Origin of the sequence: Microcoleus sp. M2_D5 (assembly GCF_036701935.1) — a bacterium.
Lineage (GTDB): Bacteria > Cyanobacteriota > Cyanobacteriia > Cyanobacteriales > Microcoleaceae > Microcoleus.
Genome location: NZ_JAUBRP010000013.1, coordinates 64,921 through 81,997, shown reverse-complemented (window position 1 = coordinate 81,997; position 17,077 = coordinate 64,921). Strand labels below are relative to the sequence as shown.

11 protein-coding genes are annotated in these 17,077 nt (G+C 43.7%); 1 reads left to right on the top strand and 10 read right to left on the bottom strand.

Going from position 1 to position 17,077, the window contains the following annotated elements:
* Positions 1 to 255: 255 nt before the first annotated feature.
* The 9 genes from QUA50_RS08135 to QUA50_RS08095 all read right to left on the bottom strand — a co-directional run bounded on the left by QUA50_RS08135 (position 256) and on the right by QUA50_RS08095 (position 13,759).
* Complete coding sequence (locus tag QUA50_RS08135; protein WP_333261172.1) at positions 256 to 1,917, bottom strand: diguanylate cyclase domain-containing protein; 1,662 nt, start codon at positions 1,915 to 1,917, stop codon at positions 256 to 258.
* 128 nt (positions 1,918 to 2,045) lie between these two features.
* On the bottom strand, positions 2,046 to 2,498 hold the full coding sequence (locus QUA50_RS08130; RefSeq protein ID WP_333261175.1) for a response regulator: 453 nt from the start codon (positions 2,496 to 2,498) through the stop codon (positions 2,046 to 2,048).
* Positions 2,495 to 2,665 (bottom strand): hypothetical protein, encoded by a 171-nt coding sequence (locus QUA50_RS08125; RefSeq protein WP_333261178.1) that lies wholly within the window; start codon positions 2,663 to 2,665, stop codon positions 2,495 to 2,497. The genes QUA50_RS08130 and QUA50_RS08125 overlap by 4 nt, the downstream gene beginning before the upstream one ends.
* Before the next feature lie 472 nt (positions 2,666 to 3,137).
* Positions 3,138 to 5,045 carry a PAS domain S-box protein gene (locus QUA50_RS08120; protein ID WP_333261182.1) on the bottom strand — a complete coding sequence of 636 codons (1,908 nt, stop codon included), beginning with the start codon at positions 5,043 to 5,045 and terminating at the stop codon, positions 3,138 to 3,140.
* Positions 5,046 to 6,986 carry a response regulator gene (locus tag QUA50_RS08115; protein WP_333261185.1) on the bottom strand — a complete coding sequence of 647 codons (1,941 nt, stop codon included), beginning with the start codon at positions 6,984 to 6,986 and terminating at the stop codon, positions 5,046 to 5,048. It abuts the gene before it with no gap.
* A 289-nt stretch (positions 6,987 to 7,275) separates the two neighbouring features.
* Positions 7,276 to 10,434: a PAS domain S-box protein gene (locus tag QUA50_RS08110; protein WP_333261188.1), complete on the bottom strand. Its 3,159-nt coding sequence runs from the start codon at positions 10,432 to 10,434 to the stop codon at positions 7,276 to 7,278.
* A complete protein-coding gene (locus QUA50_RS08105) occupies positions 10,431 to 10,829 on the bottom strand; it encodes a response regulator (protein ID WP_333261191.1) in 399 nt (132 codons plus the stop codon). Before QUA50_RS08105 ends, QUA50_RS08110 begins: the two co-directional genes overlap by 4 nt.
* A gap of 60 nt (positions 10,830 to 10,889) precedes the next feature.
* Positions 10,890 to 13,433, bottom strand: coding sequence for a CBS domain-containing protein (locus QUA50_RS08100; protein ID WP_333261194.1), 2,544 nt, complete (start codon positions 13,431 to 13,433; stop codon positions 10,890 to 10,892).
* Positions 13,434 to 13,627: 194 nt separating this feature from the next.
* Positions 13,628 to 13,759 carry a hypothetical protein gene (locus QUA50_RS08095; protein ID WP_333298573.1) on the bottom strand — a complete coding sequence of 44 codons (132 nt, stop codon included), beginning with the start codon at positions 13,757 to 13,759 and terminating at the stop codon, positions 13,628 to 13,630.
* Positions 13,760 to 15,390: 1,631 nt separating this feature from the next.
* Between QUA50_RS08095 and sds the strand changes: the two genes are divergently transcribed.
* Positions 15,391 to 16,362, top strand: a complete 972-nt coding sequence (gene sds / locus QUA50_RS08090) for a solanesyl diphosphate synthase (protein ID WP_333261200.1) — start codon at positions 15,391 to 15,393, stop codon at positions 16,360 to 16,362.
* Between the two features lie 97 nt (positions 16,363 to 16,459).
* Here sds and QUA50_RS08085 read toward each other — a convergent pair whose 3' ends face one another.
* On the bottom strand, positions 16,460 to 16,924 hold the full coding sequence (locus QUA50_RS08085) for a hypothetical protein (RefSeq protein ID WP_333056987.1): 465 nt from the start codon (positions 16,922 to 16,924) through the stop codon (positions 16,460 to 16,462).
* Positions 16,925 to 17,077 lie beyond the last annotated feature (153 nt).

Below are 17,077 nucleotides of genomic sequence, written 5' to 3'. Positions count from 1 at the left end.
ATTCCGCTGGCAGTGCAATCAAAAAATTATTATTCTGATGCAAAGGTCAACAATATGAGTTATGAGTTATGAGTTGTGAGTGAAAAATCAAACACGATCTTACTAAGGAATGAGAATTAAATAACTTCCACTCTTGAAAGTGGGATGGGCGTCCCGCCCGTCCTTAAAAGACGGGCTTTCAGGCCCATCCCACAATAACAATGAAAATTATAAGTTATTTAATTCGCGATCCTAATTACCAATTACCTTCAAATTTTACATAACAATCGGGGAAGATTCCGAGTTACTGCTAGCGTGACAAATGCGATTTTTGCCTTCGGTTTTGGCTTGAAAAAGGGCTCTGTCAGCGCTGCGAATTAGGGTGTTGGGAGATTCCCGGGCAGAAGGAATCGCTGTTGCAATGCCGCAACTGAGGGTAACGTAGGGGCCGATCGACGATCGCGCGTGGGGCAGTTTCAAGCAGGCGATGCCGTCGCAAATTTTCCGGGCGACAGCGTTTGCCCCTAGGGCGCTGGTGTTGGGCAGCACTAGGGCAAATTCTTCGCCACCGTAGCGGGCAGTCAAATCCCCAGGTCGGTTGGCCTCTCTGGCGATCGCCCCGGCAACTTGGCGCAAACAATCGTCCCCGCCCAGGTGTCCATAAAACTCGTTGTAAAGTTTAAAAAAGTCGATGTCAAACATAATTAAAGACAGTGGCAGTTTCTCTCTTGCCAATCTACGCCACTCTAAGCTCAAAACGCGATCGAACTGGCGGCGATTGGCAATGCCAGTCAGTCCGTCAGTAGTTGCCAGTTGCTGCAATTTTTGATTGGCTATTGCTAGCTTGCGGTAAAGTTGAGATTGTTCGATCGCGATCGCCACTTGATTTGCCAAGTGCTGTAAAAAATCTATTTCCCACTGTTGCCATTCCCTGACACCACTGCAATTGTATGCTGTCAGCATTCCCCACAAACTATTGCCATTTTCTGCGATCGAATTCGGCAAATTTTCCCCCTGCGCCTGCGGTTTGTCACTCGCCTGGTGCCAGATATAATTTTCCGCTGCATCTTGATTTTTCTCGACTTCCCAAACAGTGGCTTCTTGTGTTTCTTTTGCCGTTTCCCAGTCGCCTGATTGCCAAATTGGTACGCTGATAACGGCTGCAATTTCACAATCAGCCAGCAATTCTTTGCAACTGCCAGCCAAGGGGGCCGTGCGGACATCTGCTATTGCTTGTACCGACTGGGATTCGACTAAAACAAAGCATGACACCGCCAAAGCAGCACTAATATTTTGGTTTTCAATATAACCGAATGGCAAACCGTCACCTGCGACGATCGCACCTTTTTGGTCTTCCCCGTCCAATTCAGACACCCAATCCTGACAGCGATAAATTAAAACGCGGTCTGTTTTGAGAAATTGGCGCACTTCTGCGACTGTACTTTGGAGAATGCTTGCTGGATCTATTGACGATCGAATATGTTCGATCATTTTGCCCAACAGCCGCTGTCGCAGAGCCTGCTGTCGCAATTGTTCTTCGATTTGCTGGCGTTCGATCGCGTAATGGATTGCCCGCACCAGCAGAGTTCGGTGAAATCTTCCCTTTACCAAACAATCTTGAGCGCCCCAGCGCAATACTGACCGGGCAATATTTTCATCGCTGATATCTGTCAGCACCACAATTGGCAATGTGGGCCATCCCCCTTTCAAAACTGCGATCGCCTCGCTTCCCCTCAAGCTGTCTGCCACTGACAAATCTAATAGTACGGCGTCAAACTTTTCTACTTCCAGACACCCGACTCCTCTCTCCACAGACTTAACAGTTTGGAGCAGAAAGAGAGACTCGCTGAATGACCCTAGAAGGTCTTCGATCATTGTCGGCTCTCCGAGGTCATCCTCAACCAACAAAATTTTCAGACATTGGTGACTTGTTAACACAACTATAGCGTTCGGAGCGAGTCGAAGGCAACTTTTTTGTTTTGAGAGCGATACTTGCGATCGGCAAATATTTCCGCTTATCAAATTCACTATACACTCAAACTAGGCATTTAGCGCTCCATTAAAGCTTACATATCCGGTGGGAGTGAAACGAGCTCAAACCAATACTCACATAAAGTCTTCATTACTTCCAGCAATCCTTCAAAAGTTACTGGTTTGGATATGAAGGAATTGGCTCCCAAGCGGTAGCAAAGCAAGATATCTCCTCTGCGGTGGGAAGTTGTGAGTATTACAACCGGAATTTGTTGCAAATGGGGGTCAGCTCTGATCGAAGTTAGTGTTTCTCGCCCGTCCAGCCTCGGCATATTCAGATCCAAAAGAATCAAGTCTGGCTGATGCCAATTGCTGCTACCAACATATTGACCGCGACGGTACAAGTAGTCTAGAACTTGTTCTCCATTTTCCACAAATTCGCTCGTGATTGCTAATCCAACTTCTCCCAGTGCTTCCTCCATCAAAAAGCGCGTAGCCTCGTCATCGTTTGCTATTAAAAGAGTAAATTTTTTCTTTTGATAATTCACGGCTTTGTCTCACTACAAACGTCTTTTGTGTGGTCGAGGGACTTTGAGCCGTGTCTGAGTACCTGCAAAGCATCTCTTGCCATCATCCGGTAAATATGACTGAGAACACTGAAATTGTGTTCGAGTAACTTACCGTTTGTCTCCATTTGCAAAGGTTTGCGAATCATGCTTGTTTCACTTGACAGTCTGTCCGAGAACCTGCCAACTGCAAACACATCACAAATCCTTCTCCGCGAACTACTATGGAAACTACTGCATCCCAAAGCAAGATGCTCTGGATACAGTTGAAAAAAATTAACAAGTCTTGCGCGCACGGCTGATTTGTAAGTTGTATAAGGATAGAGCTAATAGATTTATATTGATAGATTTATAGCTCGATGTCATCAGTGAATATGCTACACTTTATAAGCATTTTTGTAAAGAAAAGATAAAGATATTAAAAGCTTAAGTAAAGGACGGGTGACAATCAAGCAATTTGGTGACCAGCCCCCGGATTCATCCGTGGAGCGAGAAAAAAGCTCCGAATCCCGATCGCCAGCCCCCGGATTTATCAGTGAGGTCGCTTTCTTCAAATTTAAAATCTAAAATCTAAAATCTAAAATCTAAAATCGATTGACTGCTGGAGGCGGACTGCTGACTTCACTTTGATATAGGAAGAGAAAAATAAAAAGTCGAGCCTCGATTGGGTTCGGATTCTACCCACAGGCTACCGCCATGCCGCTCGACAATTCTTTGACAAATCGCTAAACCGATACCAGTTCCCGAATACTGTTTTTGGGTGTGCAAGCGCTGAAAAATCTGAAAAATTCGCGGATGATACTGTGAGGCAATCCCAATACCATTATCCTGCACTGAAAACACCCAGCTATCCCCCTGATGCGAAGCGTCCACCTGCACCACCGGCGCCTCACTGCTGCGGTACTTAATCGCGTTACCAATTAAATTTTGAAACAGTTGCAGCATTTGAAAACAGTCACCTTTTACCCTTGGCAAATTCCCCTTAGTAACTGAAGCTTGATTCTCGCGTATTGCCAAATGCAAATTAGCACAAGCATCCTCAAAAACCAGATTGCAATCTATCATCTCAAAAGGTTTCTGACTGCGACCTACCCGCGAATACTCCAGCAAGTCATCAATCAGCGCCTGCATCCGCTCGCAAGAATGAACTATATTGCGGATAAATTTATTACCTCGGGAATCGAGTTGGTTGGGCAAGCGTTTTTCTAATAGTTTAGCGTAGCCAGCAATCGTACTCAAAGGCGCTTGCAAATCGTGAGAAGCCACGTAAGCAAACTGTTCTAGTTCGGCATTAGAACGAGTTAATTCTTGAGCGTAGCGGGTTTGAGTGTCTAAACTCTCTTGCAGCAATTCTTGTACCAGCTTGCGTTCGGAAATATCTTCAATCGCACAAATCAAATACTGCAGCTTCCCGTTCACATCGCGCAGTGCCGAAACAGTAACATTTGCCCAGCGCACGGCCTCATCTTTGCATAGCAAACGCTTCTCCACAGAAAAAGTTTGAATCTTCCCAGATAACAGCGACCCCAGGTATTCTCTGTCCGCTTCTCTATCATCTGGGTGAGTAATTGCCTCCCAATTTTGCTGTAACAATTCAGATTGTGCATAGCGGACAATTTGACAAAAGCCGGGATTTACCCGCATAAATTTACCGCAAAGCGCTGTTTTAGCTATGCCGACCGCAGCTTGCTCGAATATCGCGCGGAAGCGTTCTTCGCTGTCTCGCAGGGCAATTTCTGCTCGTTTGCGATCCGTAATGTTACGAAATGTTACAGCCAGACCATCGTTTAATTTGACCGCCACAATGTGCAGCCAAACAATTGTATCTCCCTCCTGTTCGTAATAAAATTCTCGATCTACAGTTTCTCCTGTTTCTACTACAGAAACATACAAATCAAATAACCTGTTATTGCTAAATTGGGAAACTTTGGCTAAAAAATTCTTGCCAACTATCTCATTTAATAGCAAACCATAAAATTTTTCGGCAGCAGGGTTGATCAAGAGCCACTGGAAATCTACAATATTTCCCTCACTGTTGCGGACAGCAGAATAAGCCACCATACAGTCTAAGGAACTATTTAATATGCTAGCAAGCAGCGACTGCGACTGTTGCAGTTGATAATTTTGTTCTTTTAATTGCTGTTGCAGTTTTTGCAAGCGGACTTGCTTGTCGATGCGCGCTAAAACTTCTTCTACTTGAAATGGTTTAGTAATATAGTCGGCGCCCCCTACTCGAAAAGCTTGTAATTTATCGTTCATTTCATCTAATACGCTTAAAAAAATTACCGGAATTTGTTCAGTTTCTGGTGTCGCTTTCAGTCTCCGACAAACTTCATAACCGTTCATTTCCGGCATTCTAATGTCGAGCAAAATTAAATCCGGGCGATGGGCGATCGCAACATTCAACGCCAGTTGACCGGAAATAGCTCGGTAAACTTGATACCTCTGGGATGTTAGCAGTTTGGATAAGAACCGCAGATTGCTCGGTTGGTCATCAACCACCAATACTTTAATTTCGCTATTATCCATTTATTTTAAACTCGATTGAGTTAAATCCATTATCTTGTCGAGTCGGTAATCGGCAAGCAAATCTTTTAAAGCCTCAGCTAAAGTTGGATGACTTTCCCAGATGCGATCGACAAGTTGAATGGCCAGCTCTTCATTAACATCACTAGCTGCGTCGTAGAGTTCCTGCACCCAGCTTTGAGGCATTTGAGCCAGCAGCCCTCCGAAAAATGAATCGGGTTTTTCGCTCACACAATAACGCCGCAAAGCCCCGACTGGGAGTCGGGGCAAGTCTTGATAAAGATAGCGGACTCCCAAGTAGCAAGCCATCTTATCAAAAAGGATTTGTTCTTGAAAAGGTTTCCGCACAAAATCGTCGCAACCTGCGGCGATAATTTCGCCTTTTTTTTCCTCAAAAGTGCTCGCAGTCAGAGCAATAATTACAGTTCGCCACTGAGTTTCTTTCTCTTTGGCTCTAATTTGTCGGACAGCTTCAAAACCGTCCATTACTGGCATTCGCGTATCCAGCCAAATTAAATGAGGCTGCCAACTTTCCCAAAGTTCAACCGCTTGGTAGCCATTTTCCGCTTCTCGGACTTCAAAACCAATTGGTTGCAACATTTTAACCAGCAGCAGCCGATTTTCTTGATTGTCGTCAACCGCTAAAATCCGATAAACCGGTTGATCTGCTTCTAGTCCGATCGCCCGCTGCAAAGTCGCCACTGTTATTTCAGACGAAATAGCGGCAACTACTCGGATATTAAATTTAAAACTGGTTCCCTCACCTAAAACACTTTTTACCCAAATATCCCCGCCCATTATCTGCACGTATTTTTTAGTAATTGTCAAACCCAACCCCGTACCATCAGCCGCTTTTCTCCCCGCTTGTGTTTGCACGAAAGCATCGAATAAAGTATCAATTTCTGCTGCTGATATGCCAATTCCAGTGTCTTCAACTTCAAACAAAATTAACAATGGATCGACGAAGGTATAGTTAAGACGACTTTCAGATTCTGCCGGCTGTTGCTGGTTGCTTTCCACGCTCACGCGCAGCCAAATGCGGCCCCCGTCGCGAGTAAATTTCATGGCATTTCCCAGCAGGTTAATTAAGCAAACGCGCAGCTTTTTTTCGTCAGTTTTTATATATTGGGGAACATTAGCATCGACGAAAAATCTCAGTTGCATTTTTTTTGTTTCAGCTTTAATTTGAAACATTTCTTCGAGAGTATCGAGGAGTTGATAAAGGTCAAAGCTGCGTTCATCTAAGCCAATTATCCCTGCTTCTATTTTCGACAAGTCTAAAACATCGTTAATTAGTTCTAGCAAATGTTGACCGCTGCGGTTAATAATTCGGAGATTTTCGAGATTTTCGTGGCTGAGCAAAGAGTCGCGGCTCATGACTTGGGTAAAACCCAGGATGGCGTTCAGGGGAGTCCGCAATTCGTGGCTCATGTTGGCAACGAATTGACTTTTTGCGAGGGATGCAGCGGCGGCTGCTTCTTCGGCTTTTTTGCGTTCTATTATTTCTTCTTGCAGTTCGGCATTGCGATCGAGCAATTGTTTTTTCAGTCTTTTGATAGTCAGTTGGTGTTCGATTCGCGCTAAAACTTCTGCTACATGAAACGGTTTTGTGACATAATCTACCCCTCCAACTTGAAAGGCGGTTAGTTTGTCCAATACTTCATCTAAAGCGCTGATAAAAATAACGGGAATTTCCGAGGTCTTCGGATCTTCCTTGAGCTGGGTGCAGACTTCGTAGCCATCCATTTCCGGCATTTTGATGTCGAGCAAAATCAAATCGGGAGAACCAGACCGCGCGGCTCTGATTGCCATTTTTCCGTTAATTACGCCGCGGACTTTGTAGCCTCGATCGGACAGCGTTGCTGATAAAACTTGCAAATTTTCTGGAGTATCGTCAACAATTAATATGTTGCCTTTATTTTCTTCTATTTGATTGTGGATCATCGCTCGCTATTTTTTGTTAATTTAAGAATTATTGAATTTAGGAAAACTGGTTAAATACTCATTGTAGCACTCACTCCTCAATCAACTCCTTTTATATTTACAGAACTTATCCTAGTTAAGATTTTAGATTTGACATTAAAGAATTGGGAATGACTGATGATTAGCAGGGTGTGGAGCTGGGCTACAAGTAAATTAGTCGATCGCCCGCAGGCGAGTTTACAAATAGGCGATCGACCTACACGATCAATAATCCTGAACCTGCCTCTATTATCCCTTCTTCTCTCATGCTTCAACAATTTCTAAACTCCTCAATCAAATCGATAATTCGATCGCACCGGAAGTTATTCGCCAAATCGGCGAGCGCGCTGCGGAAACTAGCATTAATAGGAGGAATTGACAACAACAGCCGAAAAATCTCCTCGTTATCAACCGCATCCGCCGCAGAATACAATTCATCAACCCATTCAGCAGGCATAGCTTCCAAAAATGAAGTATTCAGCGTAAAAGCCAAATCAGCCGTTTCAGTTGCCGTGGAAACCTCGGCAGACACCGCAGCATCAGAACTTAGCGAAGCTTCTCGATCGTAAATATAGCGGACTCCCAGATACTTAGCCATCTTTTCCAGAATCACTTGCTCCCGAAAAGGCTTCGCTACAAAATCATCGCAACCAGCAGACAAAATCACCGATCGCTCCTCATCAAAAGCACTTGCAGTCAGAGCAATAATCACCGTTGCTTGACCTTTCAAATGCGCTTTAATCTGTTTAGTAGCTTCGTAACCGTCCATCACCGGCATCCGCATATCCATCCAAATCAAATGAGGTTCCCAACTCGACCACATTTCCACAGCTTGAACGCCATTTTCAGCTTCCTGCACCGCAAAGCCGAGCGATGTCAACATTCTAACCAACAGCAAGCGGCTTTCCAGGCGATCGTCAACAGCTAAAATCCGGTATTCTGGCTGTCCGGGTTCGAGACCCACAACTCGGCGAGCTGTTTGAGCCACCTGCATTTCCACTGCATTAGGGAGCGAAACTTTAACATCAAATCTAAAAATGCTGCCCCGACCGAGGGTGCTTGTTACCGTCATCTTCCCTCCCATTAACTTAACGAACTGCTGGCTGATTGGCAAGCCCAAACCGGTTCCTTCTTGAGCTTTTTTACCGCTTTCTGTTTGCGCGAAAGGTTTAAACAAATTCTCCATTTCTGCCGCCGAAATTCCAGCACCAGTGTCTTCCACTTCAAATAGCAAACAGCAACTGTCAATTGGTTGAATCTCTCCCTCCTTTTTAGTTTTTAACAACTCATGTTTGATTCTCAAGTTAACACCACCTTCTGCCGTGAATTTAATAGCATTTCCCACTACATTTATCAAAACCTGTCGCAACTTGCTTTCGTCAGTTTCTATATATTGAGGGAGAGCTGGCGAACAATCAAAAATTAACTGCAACCCCTTTTTTTCGGCTTGCAGCTTCAGCATATTTTCAGTATTTATTAGCATTTTGTGCAAGTCGAAGGTGCTATTATTAAGTGTCACCAGCCCGACTTCAATTTTTGACATTTGCAGAATATTGTTAATCAGAACAAGCAAATGTTCCCCGCTCTGGGTAATAATTCCTAAGTATTGCTGTTGGTCGGCATCGAGGTCTGGGTCGCGGGCCAGCAGTTGACTGAAACCGAGAATTGCGTTGAGGGGAGTTCGCAATTCGTGGCTCATATTCGAGAGAAATTCGCTTTTTGCCCTGTTCGCTCTGTCGGCTTCTTCTTTGGCTTTTTGCAGGACTATTTCAGCTTGTTTGCGTTCGGTAATATCGCTAGCAGTCCCTGTTGTGCCGATGATGTTTCCTTCTGCGTCCATGCGCGCGATCGCCTTGGTATTTATATCAATCTTTCTGCCATCTTTTCCTAATACTATATTTTCGTACTGAAACACAGTCTTTCCTGTCAGCAAGCGCTGCTGAAGTTCCCATTTCCAGTCTATTTCTCCTGGGGCTAAGAAATCGCTAAAAGAACAGCCTAGCATTTCTTCAGGCTCGTAACCGTATATTTGTTTAACTGCTTGGTTGACAAAAGTAATGTGTCCTTGAGCATTGCAAGACCAGATAACATCTTGGGAAGTTTCAACTAAATGACGGTATTTTTCTTCGCTCTCTGCTAGGGCTATTTCTGCTAGCTTGCGTGGAGTAATGTCCATCAAAGTTGTGAATAGTTTTGTCACTTGCCCTTGTTGGTTGACAACTACTTCTCCTCTGGCTTCGATGTAGCGGATGAAGCCGGCTTCACTTATTTGTGACGGAGAATTATCCGCAACAATTTTCTGTTCCGGGCGCAGAATTCGATATTCCAAAGTGTAAGATTGCCCGCTAGCAATCGCAGTGTCGATCGTTGTTTGCCACTTTTGTCGATCGTCGGGATGCACGTATTGCAAAAACTCAGTTAGTGTTGGCGCAGGCTCGGTTGGAGCGATCCCAAAAATCCGAGATAATTCTTCCGACCAAGTAGTTGTGTTGGCCGATAAATCGCATTCCCAATTACCGACACGGGCAATTCTTTGCGCTGCTGCTAAAGAAGCCGCTACAGCTCGGAGTTTTTCTTCTGCTAATTTGCGATCGCTAATATCTTGAATCACAGAAATTACGCAGGTTTCCCCATGAATCTCAATGATTTCTGCTGACAGCAGCCCCGTTCTAACTTCCCCTGTTTTAGTGCGAAAATTAAATTCGTAATTCAGAATAATTTGTTTTTCATCTAACAGTTTAAACAACTCGGTGCGGGCTTGTATATTTTCCCAAAGATTCAAGTCAAGCGCCGTGCGATCGATAATTTCAGCAGCCGAATAACCAATAGTCTGACAAAAAGCCTCATTAATTTCTAAATAACGACCGTCATTAAATCTGGTAATAGTAATCGGGTTGGGAGAAGAACGAAAAGCTTTAGCAAACTTTTCTTCAGACAATCGCAGTTGTGCAGTCCGCTCCTCGACCAAAGTTTCCAATTCTTGATTTAGCTTTTGGAGCTGAGAATTTTGTTGCGCTAATTGTTTCTCCCTAAAATAGCTGTTAATCGCTTCTTTTACCGTCAACTTCAAATCTTCCGACTGCCAAGGTTTCGATATGTATCGGTACAATTTAGCATATTTAATAGTATTCGCCACTGCTTCTAGGTCTGCTTGCCCCGTTAGCATGATTTTGATAGTTTTTGGCGAAATTACGTGAATCTGCTTCAGCAATTCGTCCCCTTTGATATTCGGCATCAGATAGTCGGAAATTACTGCTACGATTTCGCAACCCTCTGCGAGTAATTCCTCGATTAACTCTAAAGCATCTTCGCCACCTTCAGCGGTTTCTAATAAGTGTTCTTCCCCCAGGGTTTTTTTTAACTCAATTTTCAAACTTTCAAGAATTATCGGTTCGTCATCCACACAAATAATCACAGGTTTATTGTTCATATTTTTGTCAAGCCAGATTTTATTGTTTCTACTAATTCTTTGCGCTCCCACGGCTTGTACAAACAACGGTGCAAGTTTGCTTGCTCTTTCACCCGTGATATTGCTACTTCGTCTGCTTGCCCTGTCAGCATAACTTTCACAATTTTAGGATATTTTTGGTGAACCATAATCAAAAAATCATCTCCTTTAATCCCTGGCATTAACCAGTCAGATACTATGACTAAAATATCACTTCCATCTTCTTTTTGAATTTCCTCCATAATTTCCAGAGCTTCATCTGCATTTTCTGCTACTTCATAGAGGTAAGCATCCCCAAATTCTTTTTTCAGTTGAATTTTCAAACTATTTAAGACCACAACTTCATCGTCAACGCACAAAATTACTGGTTTAGACATAAAATTTTACTTCAATTAAAATTGTAAAATTTGGTAATTTCCCTGTTTGTTGTATTGCTATCAAGGGATTCCTATGGGCAAGGATATAGTAAATTTTGTTTTACCAGGCACGCTTTCTACTTGCAGTCCACCTTGATGTTTCTCCAGAATTTTTTGAACTATATCTAATCCCAAACCACTGCCTTCCCCTGGAGGTTTAGTTGTAAAAAACGGCTCAAAAATTCTCGGCATAATTTCTGGGGGAATGCCGGGGCCACTGTCGGTAATACTGACTGATATTGCGTTCGCTTGGTGTTTGACATCAATTTTTAACACGCCTTTGTTACCCATCGCTTGTAAAGCATTGTGAACTAAATTTGTCCAAACTTGACTGAGTTCATCAGGATAGCATAGCACAGAGGGCAAATTAGTACCATAGTTTCTGACTACTTCCACACCGTGTTTAATTTGGTAGTGGTAAAGCGTTAAAACAGTATCAATACCGTCGGTAATATTAGCGATTACTTTGGAACCCGACTGGTCGTAACGAGAGTAGCTTTTTAAAGCAAAAACGATTTTGGCTGCCCTATCCGTGGCAGTAGCAATATTTTTTGTGCTTTTTAGTACCGTAGCAAATTGGTAGGCGATTTGTACAATGTTTTGACTTTGGCTGTCTTTCAACAAAGGTAAAAAAGGTTCTACATTATTGCCGATACCGATGTCTAATAAAGTACAGGCAAGGCTAGCGGCGTCGTCAATGTTTTCTGATTCTAATTGCCCCTGCAAAACTTTTTTTAACTGACGTTTTTCTTTACTAGATAATGTATCTGTTTCTTGGCTGGACTTGTGTAGTAAAGCAAAGAAATCGTGCCGCCTTTCCGGGGATAGTTGTTGAAAAAATATCGGCAACTGCTGCAACTGTTCCGTCCAGAAGTCGGCGATGTTCTGCACAGAAGAGCGAATCGCCCCTAAAGGAGAATTGATTTCATGAGCAACTCCGGCAATTAACTGTCCGAGGGCTGCCATTTTTTCTGATTGAATAAGTTCTTTTTGAGTTCGCTTCAGTTCTTCTAAGGTATGAGATAATTCAGCATTTTTTTGGCACAGCGCTGACTCGGCTATTTTGCGGTCGTTGATATTGCGGGCAACCCAAATGACTGCATCTTTTGAAAATAGAGAAATACAGGCTGAAAACCAAATTTTGCGACCGCAAACTGTTAAGCTGTAGTCGAAATTGATAGTTTGTTGTGTTTCTAACACTTGCTGAACTAAAATCCACCAGTCATCCGGGTTGTCGTCGTCAAAAAAATGTTCGATGGTCAAGCTGACTATATCGCAATCCGGTTCAAAAACCGCTGCCACATTCGTAGGCAAAACTTCTATGTTCCGCTCACTGTCTAGCACGAGAACGATGTCTGTCATCGCTTCAAAAACTGCGCGTACTTTCCTTTCAGAAAAGTGCAATTTTTCTTCGAGCAATTTGCGATCGCTAATTTGTTGCTGCAATTCTTCGTTACTGGCTGCTAGTTGAACGGTGCGATCTAGAACCCGCTGTTCGAGTTCTGTGTTCAGGCGGCGAACTTCAGCTTCAGCGGTGGTGCGGTCTTGTATTTCCTTTTTTAACTGACTGTTGGCATTAATTAATTCTAAAGTTCGCTGTTTTATTTGTTCTTCCAAATTATCATTTAATATTCGCAATTTTTCTTCTACTTCTGTTCTCCGCAACGCTTCTTTTTGCAATTCTTCGTTCATTTTGTTCAACTCCTGAATTTTGTCGGCAACTGTTTCCTGCAAAAGCTCAACATTTGCGTGCATTTCTACCGGATCTAAGGCCTGCAGCAGGCTAATTTCAGTCACAATTCCGGCTAAATATCCTTCCTCGTCCACCACCACCAAGCGCCGGATGCCGTGCTGCTGCATTAACTGGTGAGCCTGCCACAAGGTGGCTTTTACTTGCAACGGTATCAGCGGAAAACTCATCGCGGCGGTGACGGGAGTACCTGCGAAATCTAGTCCAGAAGCTTGAAATTTAACAATATCGCGTTCTGTAATTATGCCCACAGGTTTCTGATTTTTGTTGTCGCTGTCAGTGCAAATGACTATGCAGCTTTTTCGCTGGGTTCTCATCTGTTTTGCGACTTCTAAAACTGAGGCGCTGCTTGAGGTAACTGTTAATTGTCTAGTCATAATTTCTTCGGCGCGCCACATTTTTAGCAAGTCGGCCGGTTTGAGGATTTTACGGATGCTTTCGCAGGTGATAGCGCCTAGCAAGTTCCCACCTTCGTCTAGGAGGGGTAAATGACGGATTCTTTTCGATCGCAATATGCTCAATACCTTGAAGATATTCCCCGCTTTATCGAGGTTCAGGGCGATCGGGTTTTCAGTCATCACCTCAGAAATTGCCACCCCTGCTAGCGGTATTTCGCTAGCAGTTATTTTCACAACATCACGTTCTGTAAAAATTCCGAGCAATTGCTGCTCAAACGCGATTAAAATACAACTGGCACTCGCCTGAGTCATGGCAGCAATTGCGACTTTCAAGGGTGTGTCTGGAGGCAGCACCGGCGGTTTGGGGTCGATCGCCTGTTCTAGCAAGCTTTGGGTATCAGAAACTGTTGTTGACATGGGCAAATCAAGGGGGATAGATGCAGGGGGAACCGCCACTTAATACCATTTTAGATTTCAGATTTTACAGTCGCGGTATCCTCACAGCAATAGAGAATTGACATCGGTCTAAAGTTGCATTTTAGTCCCGTATTGGTATGATTTTTAGTGCGATCGCGCTAAACGGCGATATGAATTGGCACGATACACGTCCTTTAGCCGATAACTGATGTTACTTCTATTTTAGCTAAATGTTTTTCCACACTTTTTTTAACAATCCCCAGTTCCAACCCGCTGCCTTCGTCGGCGGGTTTTGTGGTAAACAACGGATCACATATTCGTGGCAAAATTACCAAGTAATTCAGTTGCCACTGACGAGCAGGCTCTGATTTTCTTCTCTCACCTCTAATTTTAAAATTAGGCAATTATCTATCGCTTGTAAACCATTGTGCATCAGATTTATCGAAACTTGTTTTAGTTCGTCTGCCTCCGACAAAAATTTAGGCAGTGGATCTGGATGATTTCTGACCACTTCTACTCTTCTGTGCTTGAGTTTTTTCAATCAAAAATTAATAGAGTTTTAATAGATCGGTAATATTGGCAATTAGTTTTATACCAGACAGTTATATCGAGAATATTTTAAAAGTTAAAACTTACTTTTTTGGCTCTATCTAGATTTTCTTTTTTGAGAATTTGTGAATAAATGACAGAGACTCTCTGCCTGTATCAGCCATTTAATTACCCTTTGATGAAATATGTGATTGCAGTACAATTGTATGGATTATTTATGTTGAGTAAGCAGGTTTATCGATTAATAAAATTAGTGTTTGATTTCTGTAAGTTATTGCCATAAAAAATAGAAAAATTGCGAGCTTTTGCTCATAGCAGACAACTTCAAAATCAGCGTTTTTGACAAAAAATTAATAGCTTTTTCGGAACATTGGCAGAGTTTCCCTGACATGAAACTTGTCGTTAGCGATACAAGCTGCTACTTATAATATCCTGCCTCAGAGGCTGTTGGCATTGAACATCGATAACTGTAGCTATGTGTTGCAGGAACTAGCAGCCCAGAAAATCACGGTGTCCGCAATTGTAAATAATAACCCTGCCTTTGCGCGCAAGCATTCAAGGCAGGGTTATTATTGAGTATTCCGAATTCTCAAGGGTGAAGCGAGGGCGCTGCTGCCGACTTCGGCTGCCCAGCAGTGCACTACTCGCCCAATCGAGTTATTTTAGCGCTGCGTTGGGCCAACATCAGCACTACATAAATAGTCATTACATAGCCGGCGGCCAGAATGGGAATAATTAGAGGAATATCGCGATAAATCATAATTAGAACCAAAAGTCAAGGACGAGGAGGAGCAGGACAAGTTCAAGACCTACTACATTAAGTCAGCACGCAAGACCATGCCTTGGTTCTGAAGGCTGTTTTTCCAGATCAAGCCTGCGGGAACATTTAGGCGTTCCCGGTCATCAATAATGATTTACTGCTTTACAGATGCTTAAACAGCCTAAAACCATCCACTTTAGCTGCTTTGAGCTACCGTGCACATAAGATGCGCTACTCTTAACTTCTGAAAACTTTTAGCCGCGAGGAACTAAAAATCTGTACCAGAAATTTTGGCTGCGATCGACTAACAAGGCTGGCTCTACGAAACTTTTACAGGCACCTAATAGCTACCTGCCCGTCTGGCTGCACTTAATGTATAGAATTGTTTAAATCCTTAATACCCATAATAACACAGGGTTTCTGGGATTTAGAGAATTTTTGGCAAGGTCCTTAACAATTCGATACAATAGGGGCAACCCCTCTGGCAGCCGGCTACTCGCCTCTGGCAGACGGGTGACACCCATCGGGTGGTAGATGACAAATAACTGCAGATATCCTAGATTTTTCTTTTCTATTGCAGAGAATTACCTTAAAATAAAGATATGATATGTAAAATTTTGTTACTTTACGGCTTGAGTCGGCGTATCCATGATCTCTAGCACTCTCCTATTTTCCTCGGTTGAAGAAGACCTGCGACTGTTGACAGAAAACTTAAAACAGTTAGTGGGTGCCCGTCATCCCATCTTGTACGCGGCTGCAGAATACTTATTCGGCACAAAGGGAAAACGAGTGAGACCCGCAATCGTTCTGTTGATGGCCAAGGCGACTATGCCCGATCGGGAAATCACGGAAAAACACCGCCGCCTCGCTGAAATCACGGAAATGATCCACACAGCTAGTCTAGTCCACGACGACGTGGTGGACGAGTCGGATTTGCGACGGGGAGTGCCGACGGTTCACAGTCGGTTTAACAACCGAGTGGCAGTATTGGCGGGAGACTTTCTGTTTGCTCAATCTTCCTGGCATTTGGCAAATCTCGACAACCTGCCAGTAGTCAAACTGCTTTCAGAAGTGATTATGGATTTAGCTGAGGGGGAAATTCAACAGGGACTCAATGGATTTGACACCAGCTTGTCGATCGAAGCGTACCTCGAAAAAAGTTATTACAAAACAGCGTCTTTAATTGCCAACAGTTCCAAAGCAGCGGGCTGTTTGAGCGAGGTTTCAGCGTCCATAGCAGACGATTTGTACAACTACGGTCGCAACATTGGTTTGGCATTCCAAATAGTAGATGATATATTAGATTTCACCGCTTCAACGGAAACTTTGGGGAAACCTGCAGGCTCGGATCTCAGAAGCGGTAATCTGACAGCACCCGCACTATTTGCCCTAGAAGAAAAACCTTACTTGGAAGTTCTCATAGAACGCGAATTTGCCCAAGAAGGAGATATAGAGCAGGCCCTGGCACTGGTAGAAGATTCTAGAGGCATAGAGCGATCGCGAGAACTAGCCACAAACCACGCACAGAAAGCAGTCGAATACTTAGCTGCGCTGCCCCATTCAGAGTCCCGTCAAGCTTTGATTGATTTGGCTGAGTACGTTTTGAGTAGACTTTATTAGAGGTGAAAAAGTTACACTTTATTGGTAATGGGGAATTGGTAATGGGGAATTCCCCATGCCTAATGCCCTGTTACCAATCAATAGAAAATAGATTTGTTTAGGCAAGATCCGGCGGTGGAGCCGATCGATACTGTTGCAAGTAAACGTTAATTAAACTCTGTACTTGCTCGCGAGGGATTTCCGTCCCGACTTCCTGATTTCCGGGACTTTCAAAAAAAACAATGCTGTCAAGACCTTCGAGAGCTATCATCTGAAATAAAATGTGAGTGACAGGCAAAAGCACCGGTCTGAGGCGATCGCCCCCAGCAGCAGCAGCCTGCGACGCATCTTTAATACTGCTCCAAGCATAAATCACCCTCTTCTCCCGTCCCGGTTGCTTGAGATTGCTCAAAACCACGATCGCCCAACTTTGGTCTACCGCTTGCAGGATCGAGTATTCAAGGTGCTGTAGCTGTTGGGCAATTAACACCAGGGCCGGGGCGATCGCCTTTAAGATTTGTGGCGTCGAACCGTCGGGCGGAGCTTTTTCGATCAATGCTTGAATCTGTTGGTCTAAATCCATCAGTCAGTTCTTTGATATCTAAAATTAAAAATTTCAGGTTAGCAGGTTCGCATCCAAGTATATATTACCCCTTGGAGTTTAGCTAGTCAGACGGGAATCCCCACACGCTTGTCGCTTCGATTAGTGTGGGATGACTCCTCGCGTGAATCGAGG

What these genes read in the sequence shown, in the direction of transcription:
- QUA50_RS08125 (WP_333261178.1), bottom strand. Translation starts at nt 2,665, where the DNA reads ATGATTCGCAAACCTTTGCAAATGGAGACAAACGGTAAGTTACTCGAA.
- QUA50_RS08120 (WP_333261182.1), bottom strand. Translation starts at nt 5,045, where the DNA reads ATGGATAATAGCGAAATTAAAGTATTGGTGGTTGATGACCAACCGAGC.
- QUA50_RS08115 (WP_333261185.1), bottom strand. Translation starts at nt 6,986, where the DNA reads ATGATCCACAATCAAATAGAAGAAAATAAAGGCAACATATTAATTGTT.
- QUA50_RS08110 (WP_333261188.1), bottom strand. Translation starts at nt 10,434, where the DNA reads ATGAACAATAAACCTGTGATTATTTGTGTGGATGACGAACCGATAATT.
- QUA50_RS08105 (WP_333261191.1), bottom strand. Translation starts at nt 10,829, where the DNA reads ATGTCTAAACCAGTAATTTTGTGCGTTGACGATGAAGTTGTGGTCTTA.
- QUA50_RS08100 (WP_333261194.1), bottom strand. Translation starts at nt 13,433, where the DNA reads ATGTCAACAACAGTTTCTGATACCCAAAGCTTGCTAGAACAGGCGATC.
- sds (WP_333261200.1), top strand. Translation starts at nt 15,391, where the DNA reads ATGATCTCTAGCACTCTCCTATTTTCCTCGGTTGAAGAAGACCTGCGA.
- QUA50_RS08085 (WP_333056987.1), bottom strand. Translation starts at nt 16,924, where the DNA reads ATGGATTTAGACCAACAGATTCAAGCATTGATCGAAAAAGCTCCGCCC.